This window comes from Variovorax sp. 01N425, assembly GCF_056399465.1.
This window is the reverse complement of sequence record NZ_JBFTRJ010000027.1, coordinates 15,430-41,135: the sequence shown is the minus strand read 5'-3', so window position 1 is coordinate 41,135 and position 25,706 is coordinate 15,430. Positions and strand designations below refer to the sequence as shown.

The window sequence follows — 25,706 nt, the reverse complement described above, 5'->3', positions numbered from 1 at the left end:
GACGACTTTCAAGAGCCTTCCGTGAGCGCCTTTGCTGAACCCGATTTGCCACTAAGCGCGCGTGGAAGTCAGCGTCACAAAGACTTGATCGCAGCGGCGCTTCGCGTACTGGTTCGCGACGGCCATCATGCTGTAACTTTGCGAGCGGTTTCAGTCGAAGCCAATGCAAGCCATGGCGCGATCAACTATTACTTCGGCTCCCGAAGCGCCCTGATGTGCGCACTCGCCGAAGATGTTTGCCGTCGAATTGCAAACAACATTACCCTCGTCACACCTAAACTTGCGAAGTGCGCGGATGACGCCGATCGTTTCGCCACCGTCCTTGCGGAACACAACATCAAGTACATGGTCAATGATCATGCGATGGGCATGGCGATCACCGAACTTACGCTCGCGGGATCGCGCGACTTAGAGTTAGGTAGCGTACTGGTGAAATGGGGAAAGATACATGCCCGTCTGATGCGGGACAGCTTTCTGAAACTGGGGTCCAGTGATCCAGATCTGGACTATGCGTTTGTGTTGAATTGCGTTAACGGACTTATCATGGCGCAGCTCGCGATACCGCGCCGCGATTTCGAGGCACGTATCCTGCAGCCCTCATTGCTTCGGCTTGTTCGCGCCATCGCCAATGAAAAATCGGCTGATCGCTCCAGCGACATTTCTTAATTTGCGAGATCGTCAGCTGCCAATAAAGTAGTGCCTTGCAGAGGCATGCACCCTCTTGGGTGCGGCTCTTCGGTGCCGCTTCTTCGGATTCTCCTAACTTCCCCCGCCACGGACGAAAAAACAGTCAAGTCTCCGATGGTGACCTGTTCCGGTTAGTCGAGACCGTTTTCCTCAACGGTCGTAGCCGGTGTGGCGAGTCAATTGACCTCGACCACGATAGTCGGCTTACTCAGGCGGGGTGCCTTCAAAGGCCCTTTGCAGGAGTTCCCTGACTCCGCGTCGCTGAGCTACGCCGACCTCTCGTGGGTTCCAGTAGGGGTTGTTCACGACCAGATCCGCAGCGCGGTCGAGGTCAGCCTCCTTCATGCCGAGGTCCCGCAGCGCCACCGGCGCTCCGTTGTCCCGTGCCAGGTCGAAAAGGCCGGCCGCGGCGCTGCGCGGCGCTGCCGACCCGAGTGCGCGCTCGATGCGGGACATGGCTTCAGGCACTGCCGGTGAGTTGAAAGCGATGGCCTGAGGCAGCACCACCGTGTGCACCTCGGCATGAGGCAGGTTGAAGCTGCCGCCCAGGGTGTGGCACAGCTTGTGGTGCAGCGCCATGCCCACGCTGCCAAGGACCGTACCGCACAGCCATGCACCGTACAGCGCGTCTGCGCGGGCATCGATGTCGTTGCTGCGCCGGCGAATGGCCGGCAGCGCCCTGGCCAGCGCGCGAACGCCTTCCTCGGCCATCAGGCTCATCACCGGGTTGCCGTCGCGCGCGTACAGGCCTTCGGCCGCGTGCGCAATCGCATTCATGCCGCTCGTGACGCTCATGGCCACGGGCAGCATCAGCGTCAATTCCGGGTCGTAGATCACGGTGCGGGGCAGCACACGCGCGTCCTTGCCGGTCTTCTTCAAGCCACCTTCGGTGATGCCGTAGATGGTCGTCATCTCGCTCCCTGCGTAGGTCGTGGGAATTGCAAGGATCGGCAGGCCGGATTCCAGAGCAATTGCCTTGCCCAGGCCAGTGGTCGAGCCGCCTCCGATGGCAACGGCGCAGTCGGCGCCCAGCCGGCGCGCCTCGTCTCGGGCCTCACGCGCGGTCTCAATGGGCACATGCATGACCGCGCGCGCAAAAATGCCCGCGGCGCGACCGCCAAGTCGCTCGGCAACCATCTGCGCCTGACCCTGCTGCTCGGGCGTGCACAGCACCAGCGCGCGGCGTGCCCCGAGAATCTCGATCTCGCGTTCGAGATGCGCCAAGCTCCCGGCGCCGAACACCACCCGCGACGGCTGGCCGTTGTAGACGAAATCCCTCATGCGATCCCCGCTGTGCCGTGCTCAGCCCTGACCCTGCCGGCCCGGACTTCGTAGTCCACCTGATGTCGTGCAATGCGGACGCCAGCGAGTTCGTCGCGTACCCGCAGATGTTCGGGATGTACCGCATACGCGGCCAATGCTTCCCATGATTCGAACTCGCTGTACAACACGACGTCGCAGGCATAGTCGATCTGGCTGGCATCCACACCGACCTCCAAGTGGAGCAAGCCAGGAATGCAGCCGCGCAGACCATGGAAGCACCTTTGGAGGTGTTCGACGTTTCGTTGCTTCTCCTCGGCCGTGCCGCCATGCACGTCCCACATGACGATGTGCCGGATCATTGTGCGTCCTTTGCAGATTGCGGTTGAAGAAGGACGCTCAGGCATCCGCGATGTCTTGCTTGGTGGGGTTCAGTACGAAGTCGTACTCGACAAGATAGGAGCCATCGGCCTGCGGCCTCCAATCGGCAATCAGCGACTGGCGCACGCCGAACACGGCATCCGAATCCAGGTACCGGTCGTCGCTGCGGAACACGTGCGTGATCAGCTTCTCGTAGCCATCGGCCTCGATCAGGAAGTGCAGGTGCGCGGGACGCCACGGATGCCGGCCGGTGGCCTTCAGGAAATCGCCCACCGGGCCATCGTGCGGAATGGCATAGGGAACGGCCAGGATCGAGCGGAAGTTGTAGCGCCCCTCGCTGTCGGCGTGCACGATGCCGCGCGCCTGCGCATGGCCGATGTCCGCATGCTGCACGTCGTACAGGCCATCTTCGTCCGATTGCCACACGTCCATGCGGGCGTTGGCGACTGGCTCGCCGCCGATGCCGCGCACCGTGCCGCGCACAAGGCACGGGATGCCGCGCGCACCGTTGGAGATGTCCGCACCGAGTTCGTAGTGAGGGGCCCCTTCGACGTGGAACGGACCGAAGACGGTCGCCTCAGTGCAGCCGGCAGGCTTGTCGTTGTTCTGCGCCACCGTCAGCATCGACAGGCCCAGCACGTCCGACAGCAGGATGAACTCCTGGCGCTTATCGTCGGTGATGTGGCCGCAGCGGGTCAGGAACTCGATGCCCTTGAACCACTCCTCTTCGGTCAGCTCCACCTCGCGTGCAAAGGCATGCAGGTGCTGCACGAGACTGTCCATGATGCGCTTGAGCCGCGGGTCTGCCGTCTGCGCCTGCCGCGCGAGCACGGCGTCGGTGATGGTGTGATGGTTCAGATTGCGCATGATGGCTCTCCTTCAGTCCAGCTGCAGTTGGGTCCGCTGCGCGACCGTGCCCCACTTGGCAAAGTCCTCCTGGCTGCGCCGTTGCGCCTCCTGCGTGCTGTAGCCCTCGACACGCAGGTCCATCTCTGCCAGACGCGTCTTCACGGCCGGCGCCAGGAGCGCGGCACGCACGTCACGCTGGATTTTCTCGACCGTGGCAGCCGGCAAGCCGGACGGTGCCATCAGGGTCTCGAAGAAGGTGGCATCGAACCCCGGATGTCCGCTCTGGGCGATCGTCGGAATCTCGGGGAGTAGGCCCGAACGTTCTTTGCCGGAGACGGCGATCGCGCGCAGCCGTCCGCTCAAGACGTGCGGCAAGACGATGGAGGAGACGATGAAGCCACAATCCACATGACCTCCCATCACGTCCTGCGCTGCCGGGCCGGGACCTTTGTATGGCACGTGGGTGAGCTTGGTTCCGGTCGTCGTCAGCAGCATCTCCATGGCCATGTGGCTGGGTGTCCCGGCGCCGCCGGAGGCATACAGCCGCGTAGAGGGCAACTGGACGAACTTCGCGAGGGACGGCACATCGGCCGCGGGGTTGCAGACCAGGGTCTGGTTGAAGCTCGCGAAGTAGGTCACCGGCTTGAGCGAAGCCCTCAGATCGAAGCCCAGCTTCCTGTACAGATGGGGATTGATGGTGAGGATCGTGTCGGGCCCGACGAGCAGTGTGTGGCCGTCCCTGGCATGTGCGACTTCCCCGGCGGCCAGGTTGCCTCCCGCGCCTGTCTTGCTCTCGATAACAACTGGTTGATTCCAGGCGGCCTGGAGCGCGGGCTGTATCAGCCTGGCGATCACGTCGCCCGGCGTGCCCGGCGGAAATGCCGCCACCAGGCGGACCGGCTTGGTCGGCCAGGCCTGTGCGAAGGCCGAAGGCGGCACCGCCAGGGCCATCGCAAGGGCGGCGAGACGAAGAAGCGGGGTGCTGACTTTCATGCCGGGTCTCCTCTCGTCGCATCGACGGAGCTTGTTGAAGGGTTTGAAGTGACGCGAGACAGCACATGTGCCGCCTCGTCCGCGGCCGCACCGCGCCATGCGACGATCTGGTCCGGGCGGATCAGCGCGAGCGGCGCTTCGTAGAGTTCGCGCAGGGCCGGCTGCGCCAGCCGGACGACGCGCAGGTCCATTGCCAGATCCCGGGCCGCGGCTTCGAAGGCCTCGGTCGTGGGCGCTTCGGGCCCCAGCGCGAGCAGGGTCCATTCGGTGTGGAAAAGATCGAACAGCGAACGTCCGTCGTCGAGCCACGCATGCGGCGGCCGGCCGCCCGGACTGGCCGTGGGTGTGTAGGCATTCGGCTCGTCCGGCGGCAGCACGGCGCCGTCGCCAACGATGATCGGCGAGCCGTCGTACCGGCCACCGAAGGTCACGCCCGGGATATTGAATTCGAGCCGGGCATGCGCATCGAAGTGCAGCCCGGCAAGTTTCCGCTCGGCATCGCCCCGCTGGGAGGCTTCTTCCAGTTCGGGTTTTGCCGCGAAGAGCCCCACAGAGTCGGCGAACTTACGCGCGTAGCCGGTGTTGCGCTCGGCCAGGGGCCTGCGCTCGGTCTCGTAGCTGTCGAGCAGCGCCAGCGGTGCCTGGCCGCGGATCACGCTCGCGAGCTTCCAGCCCAGGTTGACCGCGTCCTCGACGGCCGTGTTGTAGCCCAGTCCGCCGGTGGGCGTGAACAGATGGGCCGCATCCCCCGCGATGAAGACCCGGCCCCGCTGGAAGCGCTGCGCCACCAGCGCGTGCCCGGCGAGCCAGGTGCCCATCGAGAGGATCTCGATCGGCACGTCGACGCCCACTGCCTCGGCAAAGACGCGGCGCGCATCGGCCTCGGTCCAGCCGTCGGCATCTTCGCCGGGGCGCAGCGCCGCATGGAAGGCGTATTCGGACACGCCATCCACCGAGGCCATGAAGGCACGCCTTTCGTGGTTGACGGCCACGTACATCCAGGCCTTGGGGTGGCGCAGCACGTCGAGGAACCGGGGCGCGCGCAGGTAGATGGCAAACATCTTGCCGCCCATGAACTCGCGCTGGATGCCGCTCACGCCGCCCCACTCGATGCCCAGCTGTTGCCGGACCAGACTGCGCGCGCCATCGGCACCGATCAGGAACTTCGCGGCCACGTCCTGCGCCGGACCTCCTTCGCTCGGCCGCACCGTGGCGCTCACCGATCCCCCGTCGTCGCTGAAGCGCTCCAGCCGCCAGCCATAGCGCACATCGACGGAAGGCCAGGCCTGCGCATGGCGGCGCAGCGCTTGCTCGACGAATTTCTGCGACACGCGATGCGGCAGCTCGGCGGCGCTCCAGGACCCGCTCATCGTCTTGACCTTGACAGCAGCCTCGGCCGCGGTGGGCAGGCTGATGCGCGCCAGTTCATGGCCGGCGAAGCGCGTGAAGTACGCAATGTCCGTCGGGTGGTCAGCGGGCAGGCCCAGCGCGCGGATCTCGTGCGCGAAGCCGAGCCGGCGGAAGTACTCCATCGTGCGGGCCTGCGTCGCATTGGCCTGCGGGTTGAAGGCCGTGCCCGGCTTGGCGTCGACCAGCAGGCAGCGGATGCCGCGGCGGCCGAGCTCGTTGGCGAGCATCAGGCCGCAAGGACCGCCGCCGGCGATCAGCACGTCCGTGGCGATGAGGGGAGGGCGGCCGGCATCGGGCCGGAGCGTGGCGGTCATCGGCTGTCTTTCTTCTTCATGCATCAGTCGGCGCGAATGCCGCGTTCCCGGATCACGGCGCCCAGCCGCTTGAAGTCGGCCGCGCCCTTGTCGCCGAAGGCTGCAGGCGTGAGCGGCTCCGGCACGTTGCCGAGGGTTTCGATGGTTGTCCTGACGGCCGGCAATGCCAGCGCGCGGTTGACTTCGGCATTGATCCGCTGGATCACCGCCGGCCGCGTGCCGGCAGGCGCGTAGAGGCCGAACACCGCATCGGCGTCGAGGCCCTTGAGCCCGAGTTCATCGAGCGTCGGTACCTCGGGCATCTGCGGCGCGCGCTTGAGGCTTGCCACCGCCAGCATGCGCAGCTTGCCGGTCTTGACGTGCTGGATGCTGATGCCGGGATCGAACAGGAAGTCGATCTGGCCGCCCAGCAAGTCCGTCAGCGCGGGCGCCGCGCCGCGGTAGGGCACGTGGATGGCTGTGGTGCCTGTCTGGCCGGTCATCATCTCCGCCGCGAGGTGAGGCGAGCTCCCGTTGCCGGGCGATCCGAACGAGCGCTTGCCGGGGTTCGCCTTCAGGTCGGCGACCAGGCCCTTGAAGTCCTTGACTGGGCTGTCGGCGCGGACCACCAGGTAGAACGGCACGCGAGCGACGGATGCGACCGGGACCAGATCCTTCGCCGGATCGAAGGGCATTTTTGCGTAGATATGCGGATTGATCGACACCATGCCGCCGGAACTCATCAGAAACGTATAACCATCGGACGGCGACTTGGCGACGAAATCGCCGCCGAGGTTGCCGCCGGCACCGCCCCTGTTTTCCACGAGCACCGGCTGGCCCAGGGCTTCGTGCAGCGGTGCGCTGATCACGCGGGCCAATTGGTCGGCCGCGCCGCCGGGCGCGAAGTTGGCGACGATCTTGATCGGCTGCCTGGGCCAGTCCTGGGCGTGGGCAACGCCGCACGGGCCGAAGCCGAGCGCCAGCGCCGCGGTTGCAAGCAGGGATTTCATGGGCTGTCTCCTGCGCTTCATCAGAACGGATAGTGGCGTTCGGTGGTCTGCACCGTGAGCCACCGCAGTTCGGTGAACGCGTCGATGCCGGCCTTGCCGCCAAAGCGGCCGTAGCCCGAGTCCTTCACGCCGCCGAAGGGCATCTGCGCCTCGTCGTGCACGGTCGGGCCGTTCACGTGGCAGATGCCGGAGTCGATGCGATTGGCGACGTCCCAAGCACGCGCGATGTCGCGCCCGAACACGGCGGCGGACAGTCCGTAGGGGTTGTCATTGGCCACGCGCACCGCCTCGTCGACGCCGTCGACACGCACCACCGGTTTCACGGGACCGAAGCTCTCTTCATGGTAGATGCGCATCTGCGGCGTGACGTGGTCGAGCAGCGTCGCGGGCATCAGCGTGCTGTCGGCCTTGCCGCCGCACACGAGCTTCGCACCCTTTGCAAGCGCGTCGTCGATCAGCGCGTTGCAGCGCTCGACGGTGCTCGCGTCGACCACCGAACCCAGCACCACCGGCCCCTTGCGCGGATCGCCCAGCGGGAGCTGCGTGGCCTTGGCGGCGAGCTTCGCGACGAAGGCGTCTGCGATCTTGCGGTCCACGATGATGCGCTCGGTGCTCATGCAGATCTGGCCGCTGTTGGCGAAGGCGCCGAAGGCCGCGCCATTGACGGCGGCATCGAGATCGGCATCGTCCAGCACGACCAGCGGGGCCTTGCCGCCCAGTTCCAGCACCGCCGGCTTCAGGTACTTCGCGCAGGTCTGCGCGATCAGCCTGCCGACGCGGGTGGAGCCTGTGAAGTTCACGCGACGCAATGCTGGATGGGCAATGATTGCTTCGACCACTTCGGCCGCATCCGCCGGCGCATTGGTCACGAAGTTGACGACGCCCGGCGGGAAGCCGGCATCCTTGAACGCTTCAACGATCAGTCCGTGGGTCGCAGGGCTGAGTTCCGAGCCCTTGAACACGACCGTGTTGCCGCAAGCGAGCGGCGTGGCGATCGCACGCACGCCGAGGATCACCGGTGCATTCCATGGCGCGATGCCAAGCACCACACCGGCCGGGCGGCGCAGGCCCATGGCCAGGCTGCCGGGCACATCGGAGGGGATAACCTCGCCGCTGATCTGGGTCGTCATGCCGGCAGCCTCCTGCAGCATGCCGGCCGCCAGGTGCACGTTGAATCCGGCCCACGGGGCGCCAGCACCAGTCTCGGATGCCATGGCATCCGTCAGGGCCTCTGCCTTGGCCTCGATGGCCTGTGCCGCCTTCAGCAGCAGCGCCCTGCGTTCGCCCGGGCCGGTGCGGGACCAGGCCGGAAACGCGGCTGCGGCGGCTTCAACCGCTGCCACGGCGTCGGCCTTCGTGGCGGCCGGCGCGATGGTCGCCACCGTGCCGTCGAGCGGATTGCGGCGCTCGAAGGTGGCACCGTCCGCAGCCTGGCGGTCCTCGCCATTGATCAACATCGATATCGTGCCCATCGTCTTGTCTCCTTGTAGATCTGAAAAAAGCGAAAAACTGTCAGGCCACTTCGATCTCGACCAGCATCGGTGCGGTCGATTGCAGGGCTTGATGCAAGGCCGGACGCAACTGCTCCGCCGTGTCGACGCGCAGCCCCTTCATGCCTTGCGCGCCAGCCAGCGCAACGAAATCGAGATCGGGCAGGTCGGTGCCCGGCACATGCTCGTCAGGCCGGTAGCCGAAGATGCGCGCGAACTCATAGAGCGCGGCATAGCGGCGGTTCTTCAGGATCAGCACCGTGACCGGCAGCGCCAGTTGGGCTGCACTCCACAGCGCCTGGATGGCATACATTGCCGAGCCATCGCCCACCAATGCAATGACCCGCGCGCCCGGCTTGCCCAGCGCCACACCCACCGCGGCCGGAAGGCCGAAACCCAGGCCGCCGCTGCACATGGTGTAGAAGGTTTCCGACTCGAAGACCGGCAGGTGGCCGTGCATCACGGGCCGTGCGCTGGGTGCTTCCTCGACCAGGATGCTGTCGCGCGCGCGCACGTCGGCCAGCGTCTGCAGGACCCACGCCACCGGCAGGCGTTCGCCGGGCCCGGGCTCTGCAACACGCGGTGGCCGCACATGGACAGGTGGTGCCGGACGATCGCGCGGCGCGCTGCATTCGAGCAGATCGAGCAACCCGAGGCGGATGCTGCCGACCACGGAGCTTCCTGTCGGCGCCCAGGCCGCGACCTGGGGATCGTCCGTCAGCTGCACCAGCTCGCATCCTTCGGGCAGGTGCGGTCCTTGGCCCGGCACATGGTAGGTGAACGCCGGCGCACCAAGCGCAAATACGAGGTCGTGGCCGGCGAGCCGCTCGACGATGCGCTCGCGCATCGGCGGCAGGAAGCCTCCCCACAGCGGGTGGTCTTCCGGGAAGCTGCATCGGCCCGACATGGGCGCGACGTACACGCGGGCGTTGTGCCGCTCGGCCAATTCAACCGCTTCTTTCCAGGCCTCGTCGCGATCGACCGCGGCACCGACCACGAAGGCGGGAGCGCGGGCACCATCGAGGGCTGCGGCAATGCGCGCGAGAAGGTCGGGGGCTGCGCGCACGTGGCGGCTGACCTCGCGTGCATCGACCGGCAAGGTCTGCACGTCCCAGTCATCCGACGGAATCGAAACCAGCACCGGGCCGCGCGGCGGCGTCATCGCGATGTAGTAGGCCCGCGCGATCGCCAGCGGAACGTCCTCGGCCCGCGCCGGCTCGACGCTCCACTTGACGTAGGGTCGCGGCAGCTCGGGCGCCTGCGTGGAGCCGAGGAAGGGTTCGAAGGGCAGGATTGACCGCGCCTGCTGGCCGGCCGTGATCACGAGCGGCGTGCGGTTGCGAAAGGCCGTGAAGATGTTGCCCATCGCATGGCCGACGCCGGCGGCGGAGTGCAGGTTGACGAAGGCCGCGTTGTGCGTGGCCTGCGCATATCCGTCTGCCATGCCCACGACCACAGATTCCTGCAGGCCGAGCACGTAGCGGAAGTCTTGCGGGAAGTCGATGAACATCGGCAGTTCCGTCGAGCCCGGGTTGCCGAACACGCTGGTCATGCCGAATGCGCGCAGCAGCCTGAAAACGGCGTCGCGCACGGTCAGGGGGCTGCCGACCAGGACGGGTGCTTGCGCGGGAAGTTCGACGCGTCGGTCCATGAATGCTCCTAGGTGAGGTCCGCAGTTTTGCGGTTCGCGTGGTATTCATCAATACAATGAAATGTCTAGAGCACAATAAGCAGTATGCATACTGAAAAGCTGGACATGAACCTGCTCCGCCTGTTCGAGGCGGTGTACCGCCTGGGCAGCGTGAGCCGCGCCGCCGATGCGCTGGGGCTGTCGCAGCCGGCGGCCAGCCAAGGCCTGACGCGACTGCGGCTCGCCTTGGGCGATGCGCTGTTCGTGCGTGCCAACGGCCGCATGCGTCCGACGCTGCGCGCGGAGCGGCTCGCAAGCGTCGTCCAGCCCGCCGTGGCCGCCATCGAGGATGTGCTGCGGGACGAAGACACCTTCGACCCCTCACGCTCGCGCATGACCGTCCGGCTGCACATGAACGACATCGGGGAGGCCCGGCTGCTGCCGGAACTGATGGAGGCCTTGCACCGCCAGGCACCCGGCATACGGGTGCATACGACGCCGCTGCCGCACGGGGAGATCACCGATGCCCTCGAAACCGGAGCCATCCATTTCGCGCTCGGGTTTCTGCCCTCGGTCAGCGGAACGGAGCGCGTCGACCTGCTGCGCGACCGCTACGCGGTGGTGGTGCGGGCGGGACATCCGATGGCCAAGAGCACCAAGGCGGCGGATGCCCGCATGACCATTCAGGATCTGCGGCGCCTGGAGTACGTGGCCGTGCGCTCGCACTCGGAGACCTTCCGCATCCTGCAGCAACTCGGGCTCGATGGAAGGCTGGTGCTCAACTCGGCGCATTTCCTGGCACTGCCGGCGATCATCGCGCGCACCGATTTTGCTGTCGTGATGCCGCAGGCGATCGCGCGCAGGTTCATCGAGCCGAAGCGCTATGCGGTGCTCCCGGCGGAGCTTCCCCGCAGCGCCTTCACGGTGTCGCTGCACTGGAGCCGCCGCTTCGAATCGGACCCGGCGCACCACTGGATGCGGAATCTCTTCATCGGTCTTTTCAAAGACTAGGGACGCTGATGGCGGAATGATGCGGAGGCATGCAGCAACTGCTGCAGAAGCTGTCGGCCAGATGCACATGCCTTCGGTCGCTTCGCTGAGGGCGGTGGCCTATCAGCATGGACAGCGATCTGCGTTCAGACGAGTCCCATAGGACACAAAGTGTCCTATAATGACGTTCCTTCATCAGACCGGCTGGATCGCCGTTATCAAGGAGCGTCTTACATGCTTACTGCAGCAACCCACCAACAGCGGCTCGACGAGCGAGAGGTCGTTCCTGCATGGACGGGCGTCGTTCGGCATCTGCACATCACGCCTCGGGCCTTCCTTCCCATGGAGTCCTTCGATGAGTTGACGCTCATTGCCGGCAAGGGCATCGAGGGAGACCGGTACATGATCGGCCGGGAGTCCGGCTTCTATTCCCACAAGCCGGAGGAGGGTCGGCAGATCACGCTGTTCGAGAACGAGACGCTGGAAGCCCTGGCGCGCGATGCAAAAATCCAGATGCTGCCCGAGGAGCATCGCAGAAACGTGACCGTGCAAGGGGTGCCGCTCAATCATCTCGTCGGCCGCCAGTTCTGGGTAGGGGAAACGCTTCTCGAAGCCACCCGGCTGTCCACGCCGTGCCGCCACATCGAGGAGATTCTCGGCAAGGCCGTGTTCGATCCATTGATCAACAGGTCGGGGCTCAACTGTCGGATTTTGAAGGGCGGCATCGTTCGCGTGGGCGACGCTGTCCACGGGTCGTGATATGCCGAAGGCGATCAAGCATCTTCAAGCTGTCGTTCGGGAAATCGATGAGCCTGTGCCGGGGGTCAAGCGGCTGGTATTGGCCGACCAGGACGGGTGGCGCCTGCCTGCCTTCAGGCCCGGAGCGCACATCGATCTCCATTTGGCCAGTGGGCTCGTGCGTACCTATTCGCTCTGCAACGATCCTGCGGACTGCAGGAGATATGTGGTTGCGGTCAAGCGCGAGGAAGCAGGGCGCGGCGGGTCATGCCACATACACGACGAGCTTCGTGCCGGCGAAGTCATCGGTGTTTCGGTGCCCAGAAGCGGGTTGGAGCTCTCGCCTACCGGGATGAACATCTTTGTCGCAGGCGGAATCGGCGTGACGCCGTTCGTGTCTGCCATCCTGGCACTGGAGCGTGAAGGCCAGTCGAACTACCAGCTGCACTGGGCCAGCATGGGAGAGCCGAGCCTGATCGACATGCTGGCGCCGGCGGTAAAAGGTGGACGGGTCCACTTGTACAACACGCTCGAGGCCGATCCGCCCGACATCCAATTCATCGTGGAGGGCGCTGGCCCGGATGCGAAGGCGTTTTGCTGCGGACCCACCGGGATGCTCGATGCATTCGAATCCGCTGTCGCCGAGTGGCCTGAAAGCCGCAAACATGTGGAGCGATTCACGGCGCCCAAGCTTGCTCCAACCCTGAACGCGCAGCCATACACCGTAGTGCTGAGCAAGAGCGGTCGCGAGATGGAAGTGCGGCCCGAGGTGGGACTCCTGGCCACGTTAGAAGCGGTGGACGCCGATATCTCCGTGTCATGCGCAGGCGGCATCTGCGGCGCATGCCGTACGCGCTGGACCGAGGGACCGCCGATCCATCACGATCGCGTATTGAGCGCCCAGGAGCGCGCCCATGAAGTGATCATCTGCGTTGCGGGGTGTGCAGGGCACCGCCTGGTGCTCGACATCTAGGATGCGGGCGACACACTCGTGCCAGAATCGGGCCCCGCAGCAATTTCCAGAGGTTTGCAAGCAGCCGATCGGCCTGCCACAGACCCATTCAAAGCCTTGGCACTACATCTCAAGTATCTGCGCGTCCAAAGCGGACTGACGCTGGAGAATCTGGCTCGAGACTCAGGGCTCACGCGCAGCTATTTGTCGAAGATCGAGCGGGGCGTATCCACCCCGTCGATCGAATCGGCGCTCAATATCGCCAAGGCCCTGGGCGTGACGGTGGACCGGCTCTTCGGACAACAGCCGGAGGAAGACGTCGTTTCGATCGTCCGAGGCAATGGATCCATTGCGGGAGATCCCACGACGCATCTCTCGCTGGTCGCGGGCCTTCGCAACGATCGCGTGATGCGGGCATTCATCGTGCGGCCGGGAAAAATCCAGAAGCGCGGCCGGATCATGAGCCACCACGAGGGCGAGGAAATCCTCTTCGTTCTGACCGGCCACATCGAGATGCAGATCGGGGCTCGTAAGGAACGCCTGGAACCCGGCGACTGTGTGCAGTTCGACTCCACCATTCCGCACAAGCTCACGGCGCTCACCGACGAACCGGCTTCGGCCCTTGTCGTGATTGCCGCCACCGCATAGGTCCTGGGGCGGGTCGCCCCTCAGCCTGAACCCCGGCCTCAAAGGGACGGCGCGAGCACCCCGTCCGAAGAGAATCGCCGCAGCGTGGGCGCCGGCTTCAGCGGCGCTCCGGTGAGCTGCTGCACGGATTCAAGCGATGCACCCTCGAAAAGCGCCTGCACCACAAATCCATCGGCGGTGACGTCGATGATCGCGAGGTTCGTGAACACCTTGGCCACCACACCCACTGCCGTGAGCGGCAAGGTGCAACGCTCGACCAGGCGCGGCTGGGCGTCGCGCGTGGTGTGTTCCATCATCACCCAGATCTGCTTTGCTCCCACGGCAAGATCGATGGCACCGCCGATGGCTGGCGGTGCACCGTTCAGGTCGCCTGTGGTCCAGTTGGCTAGGTCGCCGTGCTGGGAGACCTGGAACGCACCGAGGATGGCGATGTCGAGGTGGCCTCCGCGCATCATCGAAAACGACAGGCTCGAGTCGAAGAAGGAGCCGCCCCGGGCGAGGGTGACGGGCATCTTTCCGGCATTGATCAGGTCCAGGTCTTCCTCTCCCTCGGCCGGTTTGGGCCCGACGTTGAGAATGCCGTTCTCGCTATGGAGCATGACCGAGGTATCGGAGGGAAGATAGTCCGCCACGCTCGTCGGCGCGCCGATGCCGAGGTTGACGAACCCTTGCCTGGGAAGCTGGTGGGCGACCAGGCGCGCGAGTTCCAGTCTGGTGAGAGAGTTCATGCGGGCCTCGAGAGAAAGACGCGGTCGACGAAGATGCAGGGGGTGATGACGCCTTCGGGATCGAGCTCGCCGGGCTCCAGGAGTTCGTCGACCTCGACCGCAACCACCTCGCCGGCAGTGGCCATCACCACCGAGTGGTTTCGTGCCGTCTTGTTGTAGTTCAGGTTGCCGAGCACGTCCGCCTGCCGGCCCTTGAGCAGCGAGAACTGTGCGCGCAAGGGCTTCTCCAGAAGGAACTCGCGGCCGTCGACCACGACCTTCTGCTTGCCCTTCTCGAACACGGTGCCTACACCCGTCGGCGTGAGGAATCCGCCAAGGCCCGCACCGCCGGCCCGGATGCGCTCGACCAGCGTGCCCTGCGGGACCAGTTCGAGTTCGACATCGCCGGCCCGGTATTGGTCGGCGAACACGTCCGCGCTTCTCGGATAGGAACAGATGATCTTGCGGACGATGCGCGCACCGAACCACAGCGAGAGGTCCTGGCCACCGGAGCCTGCGTTGTTGGAGATGACGGTCAGTTCGCGCACCTTAAGGTCCAGCACCGCCTCGATCATCCCGCGCGGAACGCCCGCGCCGCCGAATCCGCCGACCATCACCGTGTCTCCGTCGCGCAAGCCGGCTACCGCGGCGCTCGCATCCTTGACGACCACATTTCTCATCGATCAGATTCCTTTTGCGCGGGCGAAGGCCCGTAGTCTTTGGCCAGGCCCTTGGCGATGCGGTCGAGCAGCATCTGGTTGGTGCCGTCGCCGAATGCCGCCAGCCGTGTTTCGCTCGACAGCATGGCAAGGCGGTGATCGGCGCTCGCGCCGGTGGCGCCCATTGCACGCTGGCACTGATCGAGTGCCCAGACGGCCACGTCGACGGCGAACTTTTTTGCCTGGGCGGCTAGCGTCAGAGCCGCCTTTCCTGTTTGCACGGCGATCGCCGCGCGCAGCACGAGGGCATTGGCCGCCTCCAGGCGCAGCGAGACCTCCGCGAGCTCCCACCCGAGTCCCTGGTGCCTGAGCAGCGGCTTGCCGAAGGCTTGCCTTGATTCCGCGTAGCCCACCGTCTCTGCCAAGGCCGCCTTGGCAGCGGCGACGCACATTGCCGCGACATGAACGCGTGCGGCATTGACCGATGCCATGGAAGACTTGAACGCCTGCCCCGGTGGGTCGAAGAGACACCAGTCGGGAACGAAATGATCCTGGAAAACCAGGGATGCGAGGCGGAAGGAGCGGGCGCCCGGCATCACGGGTTCATCCCTTCGCAGCGTCGGCCCGTCAACCAGCGGCACCAGAAAAGACGCGATATCGCCGGCCTCCGCGCCGACTGGGTCTTCAACTCTTGCAAGCAGGTTGGCGCATTGGATGATGGAACCGTTGGTGATCCACGACTTCGTGCCGCTGATCAGCCATCCGCCGTCCACGCGCCGTGCCTTTGTCTTCAGCGCGGCCAGATCGCTGCCGCCGTCGGGCTCGGACATGGCTGGGGCGCACAGCGTTCGCCCGCCCAGCATGGCGGCCAGGAGCTCGGCACGTTGCTTCTCGGAGCCGAAGCGCGCCACGCGAGTCACGGAGCCCTGCAGGTTGTTGATGGCAAAGGCGGCGGCAAAACCATGCTCCGCCATCGTCTGCGCCACGCGAATCTTGCAGAGGAACGAGGCGTCGTGGCCGCCGAATTCCCTTGGCGTTTGAAGCCCCAGGAAGCCTTCCTTTGCCCACCTGTCGATCCATGAGGCATCGTAGGCGCGGCCCTGCGTGTGCGACTCCAGGAGGTGGGCGCTGAATTCGCCGCGACAGAAGTCGCCGGCGGATTGAACGAGCGCTCGCTCCGCCGCGGGCAGTCTCTCGTCGTATAGGTCGTAGAAGTTCATCGGATCGAATACCGGGCAGTCGGTCAGCGGGCCAAAGGAGTCGTCATCGTTTTCGCCCAATCGTTCCAGAACACGATCTCCTTGGCCACCTGCTTGGTATACAGATCGGGTGTCGACACCTTCACCGGAACGGCGCCGAGCGTCTCCAACTGCGCCAGGAACTCGGGGCTCGTCACCACCTTGTCCAGCGCCGCCGCGATCTTCTGGACGACGGGACCCGGCGTGCCGGCAGGCGCCGCAATGCCGAACCAAGGCGAAAGGTCGATCGGCTTGCTGCCAGCTTCCTGGAGCGTGGGAAGGTCCGGGAACGCGGGCGAGCGCTCCGGCGCGGCGACCGCAAGGGCCTTGATCTTTCCGGCCCGGATGTGCTGGGCGACTGTCGCCTCGGTGAAGAAGCCGACCTGCACCACGCCGGCCATGAGATCGGTGATGGGTTGCGCGCCGCCCTTGTAGTTCACGAATGTGAGCTGCGTGCCGTTGCGTGCATCGAACAGCGTTCCGCCGATGTGCGATGTCGCGCCGAAGGTGCCGCCGAAATTCAGCTTCCCGGGGTTTGCCTTCGCGTAGGCAATGAGTTCCTTGATGCTGTTGACCGGCACGTCGGGATTCACGACGACGAGATTGCGCTGCTTGGCGACGTTCCTGACGTAGGCAAAGTCCTTGAGCTGGTCATAGGAAAGCGTCGGGTTGAGGGCTTGCCCGCGCGTCTGCGAGGACTCCACCGCGACGAGCAGGGTGTAGCCGTCCGGCTTCGACTTGGCGACGGCATCGGCGCCGATGACGCCGCCGGCACCTGCGCGGTTGTCAACGATGACCGTGCCGTTGAGCTCTTTGCCGAGGCCCTGCGCAATCACGCGCGCAATGATGTCCGTGGGGCCCCCTGGCGGGAAACCCGCAACGAGCTTGATCGGCTTTGACGGATACGGCTCGTCGGCCAGCGCGGTAGTGATGGCCAGGCAGGCGAGGCTGGCGGCGACAAGCCATTTCTTGATGGAGCGGGGCTTCATGGGGCTTCCTTCTGCAGAAGTGAGGAGGTGGTAGAAGTATTTGCTACAGGACACATTGTGTCAATTAGGACTCTAGTAGGGGTTTACGAGCAAGACTTGGGCCTGCAATCAAGTCTAGAGAAATCTGCAGATTCAATCCGTCGCCCCTGCAATGAGGTGCAGATCGCCCAATGAAAGTGCATGCGTGTTCGCATGTTGGTGCGGCTTCGGCGGATGCGCGCATGCCTTCGAGAAAGCAGTGGATGATCTCTAGACGATCGGTCTAGAATTGCTGCATGACAGAAAAACCCAAAACGGCCGTGGCGCGCGGCAGGCGGCCTTCGCCGGCGTATGCGGCAACGCGTGATGTACTGATCCGATGCGGGATGGAGCTGCTCACCGAGCAGGGCTTCAGTTCGACGGGCCTGGATGCCGTGCTGAAGCGGGCGACCGTGCCCAAGGGCTCGTTCTATCACTACTTCGCGAACAAGGACGCGTTCGGAGCGGCCGTGATGGAGGCGTACGACGACTACTTCAAGCGCAAGCTCGACCGGTGGCTGCTGAACCAGGAACGTGCACCGCTCGATCGGCTTGCCGACTTCATTGCCGATGCATCGCGAGGCATGCGCAAGCACCGCTTCACGCGGGGATGCCTTGTCGGCAACCTGAGCCAGGAACTGGGTGCCCTGCCTTTGGATTTTCGCGAACGCCTCGACGCCATTCTTGTCGGCTGGCAAGAGCGGGTGGCTTGCTGCCTGCGAGAGGCTCAGTCCGCAGGAACCATCTCGGCAACGCTGAATGTCGAGCAGCTCGCCGAGTTCTTCTGGATCGCCTGGGAGGGTGCCGTGCTCCGAGCCAGGCTGGTGCAGTCGGACCGGCCCCTGGTCACCTTCATCGAGGCATTCCTGTCCAGCCTGGGTGTACCCGCCCAAACGTCGCCCCGCCACGCGGCGGATCACTGATTTATTACTGGAGCGAAAACATGTTCAAAGGCATCGTCGTGGAAAAAGACGCGGAAGGCTACCGCGCCTCGCTGGCCGAAATCGATGAAAACCGCCTGCCCGCGGGCGACGTCACGGTCCGCGTCGAATTCAGCACGCTGAACTACAAGGACGGCCTGGCCATCACCGGAAAGGGCCCTGTGGTCCGGAGCTTTCCCATGGTGCCGGGCATTGACTTTGCGGGCGTGGTGGAGCAGAGCGACCATCGCGAATTCAAGCCGGGCGACACGGTGGTGCTCAACGGCTGGGGCGTTGGCGAAGCGCATTGGGGCGGGCTTGCACAGCGGGCGCGCGTGAAGGGCGACTGGTTGATTCCGCTTCCGAAGCGTTTCAGCACCAGGGATGCCATGGCCATCGGGACCGCGGGGTACACCGCCATGCTGTGCGTGATGGCTCTGGAGCGCCACGGCCTCAAGGCGGGCGATGGGCCAGTGCTCGTGACGGGGGCGAACGGCGGCGTGGGAAGCGTTGCGATCGCCCTCTTGGCCAAGCTCGGGTACACGGTCACCGCGTCCACGGGGCGGCTGGACGAATCCGATTATCTGCGGCGGCTCGGGGCCAGCGACGTGATCGATCGCAAGGAGTTGAGCGAACCGGGCAAGCCGCTGCAGAAGGAGCGCTGGGCCGCCGCCGTGGATTCGGTTGGCAGCCACACGCTGGCCAATGTATGCGCGCAGCTTCGATACAACGGCGTTGTCGCTGCGTGCGGCCTGGCGCAGGGGCTCGACCTGCCTGCGTCGGTTGCGCCGTTCATCCTCCGCGGGGTAAGCCTCATCGGCGTTGATAGCGTGATGCGGCCAAAGGCCGACCGTGTCGCGGCGTGGGAGCGGCTGGCGCGCGATCTGGATGGTTCGATCCTGGAAGACATTGCGGCCGAGATCGCGCTGCCGCAAGCGATCGACGCAGCCGCCCGGCTCATGCGGGGCGAGATCCGGGGCCGCCTGATCGTCGACGTGAACGCGTCTTAAGAGAAGGACGTTCATGACGTACAGAGTTGCCGAGGCCATCCTCGACAGCATGGTCGCGCATGGTGCGGACCGTGCATTCAGCGTTCCCGGTGAAAGCTTCCTGGCGCTCCTGGACGCGCTTCACGCGCGAGAGGATTTCGATCTGGTGACATGCCGCCACGAAGGCTCCGCGGCGCTGGCCGCGATTGCGGACGCCAAGTTGACGGGCCGCGCCGGCATCGTCATGGCGAGCCGGGGCCCCGGGGCGTTCAATGCTGCCATCGGCGTTCACGTGGCGGCCGAAGAGGCCGTTCCGCTGATCCTACTGATAGGCCAGGTCGAAACGCCGAACCTGGGCCGCGGCGCCGTTCAGGAAATCGATTCCAGCAAGGCTTTTTCCGGCTTGCTGAAATGGTCGGGGCGCATCGACAAGGCGGCAAGCGTCGCCGAAGTGATGGCCCGCGCCTTTGCCGCGGCGGTCTCGGGAACGCCGGGACCGGTCGCTGTCGAGTTGCCCGAAGACGTGCTGACCGAACTGGTCGAGCGGCAGCCCGCGCGGGTTCACGGTGTCGCACGCGCCGAGGCGACCCTGGAGGATGCCGCGCGCGTGCACGAGCTGATTTCCAAGGCCAGCCGGCCGATCCTGATCGTGGGTGGTGAGTGCCGGACAGATGATTTCCGCAACGAGCTCCAGGCGCTCGTCGGCCGGTGGAACATTCCCGTTGCCGTCACCAACAAGAACCAGGACCAGTTCTCCAACACAGACCCTCGCTGGATCGGCCAACTGAGCTTCTTCACCTCGCCCGCGCACACGGCGCTTTTCAGCGAGGCCGACCTGATCATTGCCCTCGGCAGCCGCATGGGCGACGTGTCGTCCCTGGGGTTTGCCTTTCCGCGGCAAGGCACCAATCCGCAGAAGTTCGTTCACGTGTATCCCGATCCGTCGATGATCGGGCGCCACTTCGCCACGGAACTGCCAATTGTCTCGACGGCGCATGGCTTCGTGCGTGCCGCATTGCGCCATGGCGGCTCCAGGGCGGTGTCGAGCCAGTGGCTCGAGCGGGTGCGCGCAGCGGCCGACCGTGCGCACGGCTGGCAACCAGAGAACGTCGTGGCAAACGACGTCCTGGGCCACACGATCATGGCAATCGCACGGTTGGCCCGGAACGATGCAGTCTTGACCACCGACTCGGGCAACTTTGCAGCCTGGGTTCACCGCATCTTCAAGATGACGCCGGCGAACCGGCTGCTCGGTTCGGCATGCGGAGCCATGGGAACCGGTGTTCCCGCGGGTGTCGCGGCTGGCCTGCGCCATCCGGGGCGAGAAGTCCTCGCCTTTGTCGGCGACGGCGGATTTCTCATGAGCGGCAATGAACTGATCACCGCGGTCGACAGAAGGCTGAACCTGCGCGTGGTGGTGTCCAACAACGGGTCATACGGCACCATCCGCACCCACCAGCAGCGGCACTTTCCCCATCGCATCAGCGGCACCGACCTGGCGAATCCCGGCTTCGCAAAACTTGCCGAGGCATTCGGCGCCCGCGGATTCAGGATCGAGCACTCCAGGGATGCCGCAGGCGTCGTCGAACAAGCGATGGGCGTCGAGGGACCGGCGTTGATCGAAGTCTGCAGCGATCCGGACATGTCGGTGGAACGCTCCCTCAAGTGGGAGTGAGCGCAGGTCCGTTGATTCGAGAGGTCGTCGCGCGAAGCTCATAGCTGCTATGAGCTGTGCTGCATGGTGTGCTGTGCCGCAGCCCAGGATACTTTGTGTCATTACAAAGACACGGAGACACACCACATGACTGAAGACTTGCGGTCCAAGGACTACTTCGACGATCGTGCCACCCAGGACATGGCCAGGCACCTGGTGTCACCTCGCCGGACCATGAAGGAGACCCTGGCCTGCGCTTGCCGGATTCTTGCCATGACGGGGCAGGAAGCGGGTCTTGCAGGCCAGATCAGCGCGCGCTCCGACAGGGCAGGCGCGTACTGGACGCTCAGGTTCGGGCTCGGCTTCGACGAAGCCACGCCGGACGACTTCATCGAAGTCGATGGCGACCTGAACACGCTGACGGGCAGCGGCATGCCGAACCCTGCGACGCGTTTCCATCTGTGGGTGTATGAGGCGCGGCCCGACGTTCAGTCCATCGTCCATACGCATTCGCCCTGGGCCTCCGCGCTCGCTGCAGCCAGGCAGCCGTTGGTCATCGCCCAGATGGACATGACCCCCCTGCATGACGATTGCGCGTTCCTCGCAGAGTGGCCGGGGGTGCCCATTGCGGATGATGAAGGCGTCATCATCTCGCGGGCGCTGGGATCGAAGCGAGCCATCGTCCTGGCGCATCACGGCTACCTGACGGCCGGAAAGACGACACAGGAAGCCACCTACCTGTCGGTATATCTCGAGCGTGCCGCACGGATGCAGCTGCGGGCCCAAGCCGCCTTCGGCCCTTTGACGCCGGTGGACGACACGCTGGCCCGCGAGGCGCACGACTATCTGCTGAAGCCTTCGATCGTGAACAGCACCTTCGACTATTGGTGCCGGCAGGCCGAAGCAGGCTCGGCGCCGCGGCTCGCTGGTCGGCCGCGCCCCTAGATCACTCGCCCGACCCCTGCGCCTTGAGTCCGATGGACATGCTCCGGCATGTACGTCCCGGACCTCGTTCGCCCGCCCGCCCTCTACGCCCAGCGTCCACGCCGAAAAAAACCCGTTCCACAGAAAGATCGCCATGAAACTTGTCCGCCTTGCGGCCGCCGCCCTGATGGGCCTTTGTCTCTCAGGCATGGGCCATGCCGGCCAAACATTCGACACGGTGAAGAAGCGCGGCTTCGTGCAGTGCGGTGTCTCGACGAACCTCCCCGGATTCGCATTCACCGACAGCAAGGGGGAGTGGCAGGGCATCGACGTGGACACCTGCCGTGCGATTGCAGCCGCGATGTTCGGCAATGCGACCAAGTTCAAGGTCATCCCACTCACCACGCAAGCACGCTTCACTGCGCTGCAGTCCGGCGAGGTCGACGTCCTGACGCGCAACACCACCCAGACGATGTCGCGCGATACCACACTGGGCCTGATTGGCGTTGGCGTGAACTTCTATGACAGCCAAGGCATCATGGTGACCAAGGATGCCAATGTCAGCAGCGCGAAGAACCTGGCTGGCGCCACCATCTGCGTCCTGCCGGGGACCACCACCGAACTGAACCTCACCGACTGGTTTCGCGGTCTCAAGCAAAGCTTCAAACCGGTGCTGCTGGACACCGTCGACGAGATCAAGCGCGCGTTCGCGGCGGGCCGCTGCGATGGCATCACGATGGACAAGTCGCAGCTGGCGCTGGCGCGTATCGCCTTCGGAACCACAGACAAGTATGTGATCCTGCCGGAGCCGCTGTCCAAGGAGCCTCTCGGACCGATGGTCCGCCAAGGCGATGAAGCCTGGTTCAACGTCGTGCGCTGGTCGCTCAATGCGCTTCTGGAGGCGGAGGAATACAACCTGACGTCCAAGAACGTCGACGAGATCGCAAAGGGCAGCATCCCGCCCAACATCCAGCGGATCCTCGGCACCTCTCCTGGCATGGGCAAGGGGCTCGGGCTTGACGACAAGTGGGCATACAACATCATCAAGCAGGTTGGCAACTACGGTGAGATGTTCGACCGCAGCCTGGGCGCTGGGAGTCCGATGAAGCTTGATCGCGGCCTGAATGCCTTGTACACGAAGGGAGGCTTGATGTACGGGTGGCCCATTCGATAGCCCACACTTGAGCGACAGGCACTCGACCTCCCCATGAGTTCACACCACCGCGCTCCGCTCAAGTTCAGCTGGAACAATCCGGCGTTCAGGGCACTTGCCTATCAGTTCGTCGTCGTGGGGCTGGCCGCGCTCGTCGCGTACTACCTCGTCTCCAACACCTTGCATAATCTCGCGACGCGCAACATCGCGACTGGTTTTGCATTTCTGGAAAGAGAAGCGGGGTTCGCCATCGGCGAGTCACTGATCGAGTATTCCCCGTCGGACACCTACGCCCGTGCCATTCTCGTGGGGCTTGCCAACACGCTGCGGGTCTCCGCCGTTGCGCTGGTATTGGCCACGATGCTCGGCGTCATTGTCGGGATCGCGAGGTTGTCGAGCAATTGGCTCATCGTGCGGCTGGCAAGTGCATACGTCGAACTGATCCGCAATGTACCGCTTCTGCTGCAACTGTTGATCTGGTATGCCGTCATCGGGGAACTTCTACCGGGTCCGAAGGCAGCCTTTCACCCGCTTCCAGGCATCTACCTGTCGAACCGCGGCATGCTGATGCCCGCAGTCGACGGACCGGCCGTTGCGGGAATTCTTTGGGGATTGGTGATCTCCGTACTCACGATCGTGGCAGTTGGCCGATGGCAGCGCTCCAGCCGGCGCCGGACCGGCGCCCAATCGAGACTTTGGCCTTTCGCCCTGATGCTCTTGCTGCTGATGCCAACGGTCGGCTGGCTGCTCGGAGGGCGCGAATTTCATCTCAGCATTCCTCACCAGAGCGGATTCAACTTCGAGGGAGGCTGGGCGCTCTCTCCCGAGCTGTTCGCGCTGCTGGTCGGGCTCGTCACCTACACCGCCGGGTTCATTGCAGAGATCGTCCGCGCCGGCGTCCAATCGGTGAGCCATGGCCAATGGGAGGCGGCACAGACGCTCGGGCTTCCGCGGTCGCGCGTGCTTCGGCTCGTGATCCTGCCCCAGGCGCTTCGCGTCATCGTTCCCCCCACGACGAGCCAGTACCTGAACCTGGTCAAGAACAGCTCGCTCGCCGTTGCGATCGGCTACCCCGACCTGGTTTCCGTCGTCAACACGGTGTTGAACCAGACCGGCCAGGCGATCGAGGGCGTCCTGATCATCATGGCCGCCTTCATGACTGTGAGCCTCACAGTTTCGCTGTTGATGAATTGGTACAACAAGCGCATTGCGCTGGTGGAAAGATAAGCATGAGCACCACCACCCATACGGACCGGCCCGCCTTGCAGGCGCCGCCCAGAGTCCAGGCCAGGCTCATCACCAGGTTGCGGCAAAGCCTCTTCCAGTCTCCGGCGAGTGCGGTCTTGACCATCCTGACGATCTGGCTCGTCCTGATGTTGGCACCGCCACTTGCGCAGTGGCTGCTGGTCAAGGCCAGCTTCCAAGCTCCCGACGCCCAGGCCTGCAGGGAGGCGGGCGGGGCTTGCTGGGCGTTCATCCGGGAAAAATATCGGCTGATTCTCTTCGGCGCCTATCCGCATGCCGAGCAATGGCGGCCGTTGCTGGCGACGGCGCTGCTCGTCGCTTCGATCGTGTGGACCGCCACCCGCCGGCTGGCCGGACTCCAGATCGTCGGGCTGTGGGTGTTCACGATCCTGGCCGTGGCGACCTTGATGTGGGGTGGCTTCCTCGGTCTGGTCTTCGTCGAGAACACGCGCTGGGGCGGCTTGCCCTTGACGCTCATCCTTTCGACATTCGGGATCGCGTGTGCCTTTCCCATCGGCATCCTGCTCGCCCTGGGACGCCGCTCCCGGATGCCGGCCATCAAGGCAATGTGCGTCGCATATATCGAGCTGATACGCGGCGTGCCGTTGATCAGCCTGCTGTTCCTGTCGTCGGTGATGCTGCCCCTGTTCTTGCCAGAGGGCCTCAGCATCGACAAGCTGTTGAGAGCACAGCTGGCGATCATCTTCTTCGCGGCGGCCTACGTTGCGGAGATTGTCCGCGGCGGACTCCAGGCCATCCCCAAAGGTCAATACGAGGGCGCCGAGTCCATCGGATTGAGCTACTGGCAGCAGACACGCAAGATTGTCCTGCCTCAGGCCCTCAAGGTCGTGATTCCGCCGCTCGTGAGCACCTTCATCGCACTGTTCAAGGACACCTCCCTTGTCGTCATCATCGGAATCTTCGACCTGACGCAAGCAGCGAAGGCGGCCCTTTCGGACCCGGCTTGGACAGGCTTCGGCGTAGAGGCCTACCTGTTCATCGGCCTGATCTATTTCGTCTTCTGCTATTCCATATCGAGGTACAGCCGGTCCCTCGAACGGAATCTGAAGCGCTAGCGTCCAAAGGGGACATCAATGAGCGAAGTCATCGTCAGTCTGCAAAAAGTCAACAAATGGTATGGGGACTTCCATGTCCTGCAAAACATCGATCTGAACGTGCGGAGGGGAGAGCGGATCGTGATCTGCGGGCCCTCCGGCTCGGGCAAGTCCACGATGATCCGCTGCATCAACCGGCTCGAGGAGCATCAGTCGGGGCTCATCACTGTGGATGGCGTTGAACTGATCCACGACCTGAAGCGCATCGAGGCCATCAGGAAGGAAGTCGGCATGGTATTCCAGCACTTCAACCTGTTTCCTCACCTCACCGTTCTGGAGAACCTCACGCTAGGACCGACGTGGGTTCTGAAGAAACCGCTGGCCGAAGCGCAGGCGATCGCAATGAAGTACCTGGAGCGGGTTCGCATACCCGACCAAGCGCACAAGTATCCCGGCCAATTGTCCGGAGGGCAGCAGCAGCGTGTCGCAATCGCAAGATCGCTATGCATGTCGCCCAAGGTCATGCTGTTCGACGAGCCCACTTCGGCGCTTGATCCGGAGATGGTCAAGGAAGTGCTCGACGTCATGGTGAGCCTGGCCGAGGAGACGAAGATGACCATGCTCTGCGTGACGCACGAGATGGGCTTCGCCCGCAAGGTGGCGGACCGGGTCATTTTCATGGACCGAGGGGAGATCGTCGAAGAGAACGTTCCCGAGCTGTTCTTCGGCATCCCACAGACAGATCGCGCCCGCCAATTTCTGAACCAGATCGTCCACTAGGCGCTGCCGCTGCTGCCGGCTTGTTTTTATCGACAGAGTCAAAA

At 64.5% G+C, this 25,706-nt stretch carries 25 protein-coding genes; 13 read left to right on the top strand and 12 right to left on the bottom strand.

The features are described from left to right. The first annotated feature begins 21 nt into the window (after positions 1–21). Positions 22–666, top strand: a complete 645-nt coding sequence (locus AC1DSC_RS30990; RefSeq protein WP_369664551.1) for a TetR/AcrR family transcriptional regulator — start codon at positions 22–24, stop codon at positions 664–666. A gap of 225 nt (positions 667–891) precedes the next feature. On the opposite strand, the gene AC1DSC_RS30985 is transcribed toward AC1DSC_RS30990, so the two are convergent. From AC1DSC_RS30985 to mdlC, 8 genes are read right to left on the bottom strand one after another with little or no spacing between them, the layout of a single operon-like run. Further along, positions 892–1,968 carry a maleylacetate reductase gene (locus AC1DSC_RS30985; protein WP_412512576.1) on the bottom strand — a complete coding sequence of 359 codons (1,077 nt, stop codon included), beginning with the start codon at positions 1,966–1,968 and terminating at the stop codon, positions 892–894. Further along, positions 1,965–2,309 carry a Dabb family protein gene (locus tag AC1DSC_RS30980; RefSeq protein WP_412512575.1) on the bottom strand — a complete coding sequence of 115 codons (345 nt, stop codon included), beginning with the start codon at positions 2,307–2,309 and terminating at the stop codon, positions 1,965–1,967. Before AC1DSC_RS30980 ends, AC1DSC_RS30985 begins: the two co-directional genes overlap by 4 nt. A 37-nt stretch (positions 2,310–2,346) precedes the next feature. Beyond that, positions 2,347–3,195, bottom strand: coding sequence for an intradiol ring-cleavage dioxygenase (locus AC1DSC_RS30975; RefSeq protein ID WP_412512574.1), 849 nt, complete (start codon positions 3,193–3,195; stop codon positions 2,347–2,349). Between the two features lie 12 nt (positions 3,196–3,207). After that, positions 3,208–4,170, bottom strand: coding sequence for a Bug family tripartite tricarboxylate transporter substrate binding protein (locus tag AC1DSC_RS30970; protein WP_412512573.1), 963 nt, complete (start codon positions 4,168–4,170; stop codon positions 3,208–3,210). Continuing rightward, positions 4,167–5,894 carry an FAD-dependent oxidoreductase gene (locus AC1DSC_RS30965; protein WP_412512572.1) on the bottom strand — a complete coding sequence of 576 codons (1,728 nt, stop codon included), beginning with the start codon at positions 5,892–5,894 and terminating at the stop codon, positions 4,167–4,169. The genes AC1DSC_RS30970 and AC1DSC_RS30965 overlap by 4 nt, the downstream gene beginning before the upstream one ends. Before the next feature lie 23 nt (positions 5,895–5,917). Then, a complete protein-coding gene (locus AC1DSC_RS30960; RefSeq protein WP_412512571.1) occupies positions 5,918–6,883 on the bottom strand; it encodes a Bug family tripartite tricarboxylate transporter substrate binding protein in 966 nt (321 codons plus the stop codon). 20 nt (positions 6,884–6,903) lie between these two features. Beyond that, positions 6,904–8,355, bottom strand: a complete 1,452-nt coding sequence (locus AC1DSC_RS30955) for an aldehyde dehydrogenase (protein WP_412512570.1) — start codon at positions 8,353–8,355, stop codon at positions 6,904–6,906. A 40-nt stretch (positions 8,356–8,395) separates the two neighbouring features. Then, positions 8,396–10,024 (bottom strand): benzoylformate decarboxylase, encoded by a 1,629-nt coding sequence (mdlC, locus tag AC1DSC_RS30950; protein ID WP_436288757.1) that lies wholly within the window; start codon positions 10,022–10,024, stop codon positions 8,396–8,398. Positions 10,025–10,108: 84 nt separating this feature from the next. Here mdlC and AC1DSC_RS30945 point away from each other — a divergent pair, with 84 nt between their 5' ends. The 4 genes from AC1DSC_RS30945 (at position 10,109) to AC1DSC_RS30930 (ending at position 13,331) form a co-directional block, all read left to right on the top strand. Continuing rightward, a complete protein-coding gene (locus AC1DSC_RS30945; protein ID WP_412512568.1) occupies positions 10,109–11,014 on the top strand; it encodes a LysR family transcriptional regulator in 906 nt (301 codons plus the stop codon). Positions 11,015–11,227: 213 nt separating this feature from the next. After that, positions 11,228–11,752 carry an MOSC domain-containing protein gene (locus AC1DSC_RS30940; RefSeq protein ID WP_412512567.1) on the top strand — a complete coding sequence of 175 codons (525 nt, stop codon included), beginning with the start codon at positions 11,228–11,230 and terminating at the stop codon, positions 11,750–11,752. A gap of 1 nt (position 11,753) precedes the next feature. Then, complete coding sequence (locus AC1DSC_RS30935) at positions 11,754–12,704, top strand: PDR/VanB family oxidoreductase (RefSeq protein WP_412512566.1); 951 nt, start codon at positions 11,754–11,756, stop codon at positions 12,702–12,704. A 96-nt stretch (positions 12,705–12,800) separates the two neighbouring features. Continuing rightward, entirely contained in the window at positions 12,801–13,331 is a 531-nt protein-coding gene (locus AC1DSC_RS30930) for a helix-turn-helix domain-containing protein (RefSeq protein ID WP_412512565.1), read from the top strand. 38 nt (positions 13,332–13,369) lie between these two features. On the opposite strand, the gene AC1DSC_RS30925 is transcribed toward AC1DSC_RS30930, so the two are convergent. Genes AC1DSC_RS30925 through AC1DSC_RS30910 form a run of 4 tightly spaced genes read right to left on the bottom strand, consistent with a single transcriptional unit; the run spans position 13,370 to position 16,924 of the window. After that, positions 13,370–14,059 carry a 3-oxoacid CoA-transferase subunit B gene (locus tag AC1DSC_RS30925; protein WP_412512564.1) on the bottom strand — a complete coding sequence of 230 codons (690 nt, stop codon included), beginning with the start codon at positions 14,057–14,059 and terminating at the stop codon, positions 13,370–13,372. Continuing rightward, positions 14,056–14,718 carry a CoA transferase subunit A gene (locus AC1DSC_RS30920; RefSeq protein ID WP_412512563.1) on the bottom strand — a complete coding sequence of 221 codons (663 nt, stop codon included), beginning with the start codon at positions 14,716–14,718 and terminating at the stop codon, positions 14,056–14,058. Before AC1DSC_RS30920 ends, AC1DSC_RS30925 begins: the two co-directional genes overlap by 4 nt. Next, the gene (locus AC1DSC_RS30915) at positions 14,715–15,917 is read right to left on the bottom strand and encodes an acyl-CoA dehydrogenase family protein (RefSeq protein ID WP_412512562.1); all 1,203 of its coding nucleotides are present in this window, start codon (positions 15,915–15,917) and stop codon (positions 14,715–14,717) included. The genes AC1DSC_RS30920 and AC1DSC_RS30915 overlap by 4 nt, the downstream gene beginning before the upstream one ends. 23 nt (positions 15,918–15,940) lie before the next feature. Then, positions 15,941–16,924 carry a Bug family tripartite tricarboxylate transporter substrate binding protein gene (locus tag AC1DSC_RS30910; RefSeq protein WP_412512561.1) on the bottom strand — a complete coding sequence of 328 codons (984 nt, stop codon included), beginning with the start codon at positions 16,922–16,924 and terminating at the stop codon, positions 15,941–15,943. Positions 16,925–17,199: 275 nt separating this feature from the next. Here AC1DSC_RS30910 and acuR point away from each other — a divergent pair, with 275 nt between their 5' ends. From acuR to AC1DSC_RS30870, 8 genes are all read left to right on the top strand, one after another. Beyond that, complete coding sequence (acuR, locus tag AC1DSC_RS30905; protein ID WP_412512560.1) at positions 17,200–17,865, top strand: acrylate utilization transcriptional regulator AcuR; 666 nt, start codon at positions 17,200–17,202, stop codon at positions 17,863–17,865. 20 nt (positions 17,866–17,885) lie between these two features. Next, complete coding sequence (acuI, locus tag AC1DSC_RS30900) at positions 17,886–18,872, top strand: acrylyl-CoA reductase (NADPH) (RefSeq protein WP_412512559.1); 987 nt, start codon at positions 17,886–17,888, stop codon at positions 18,870–18,872. 13 nt (positions 18,873–18,885) lie between these two features. After that, a complete protein-coding gene (locus tag AC1DSC_RS30895; protein WP_436037870.1) occupies positions 18,886–20,526 on the top strand; it encodes a thiamine pyrophosphate-dependent enzyme in 1,641 nt (546 codons plus the stop codon). A gap of 126 nt (positions 20,527–20,652) precedes the next feature. Continuing rightward, complete coding sequence (locus tag AC1DSC_RS30890) at positions 20,653–21,450, top strand: aldolase (RefSeq protein WP_412512557.1); 798 nt, start codon at positions 20,653–20,655, stop codon at positions 21,448–21,450. Between the two features lie 133 nt (positions 21,451–21,583). Further along, complete coding sequence (locus AC1DSC_RS30885) at positions 21,584–22,603, top strand: amino acid ABC transporter substrate-binding protein (protein ID WP_412512556.1); 1,020 nt, start codon at positions 21,584–21,586, stop codon at positions 22,601–22,603. Positions 22,604–22,636: 33 nt separating this feature from the next. Then, on the top strand, positions 22,637–23,809 hold the full coding sequence (locus AC1DSC_RS30880) for an amino acid ABC transporter permease (protein WP_412512555.1): 1,173 nt from the start codon (positions 22,637–22,639) through the stop codon (positions 23,807–23,809). 2 nt (positions 23,810–23,811) lie between these two features. After that, a complete protein-coding gene (locus tag AC1DSC_RS30875) occupies positions 23,812–24,903 on the top strand; it encodes an amino acid ABC transporter permease (protein ID WP_412512554.1) in 1,092 nt (363 codons plus the stop codon). An 18-nt stretch (positions 24,904–24,921) separates the two neighbouring features. Further along, the gene (locus AC1DSC_RS30870) at positions 24,922–25,662 is read left to right on the top strand and encodes an amino acid ABC transporter ATP-binding protein (protein ID WP_412512553.1); all 741 of its coding nucleotides are present in this window, start codon (positions 24,922–24,924) and stop codon (positions 25,660–25,662) included. Positions 25,663–25,706 lie beyond the last annotated feature (44 nt).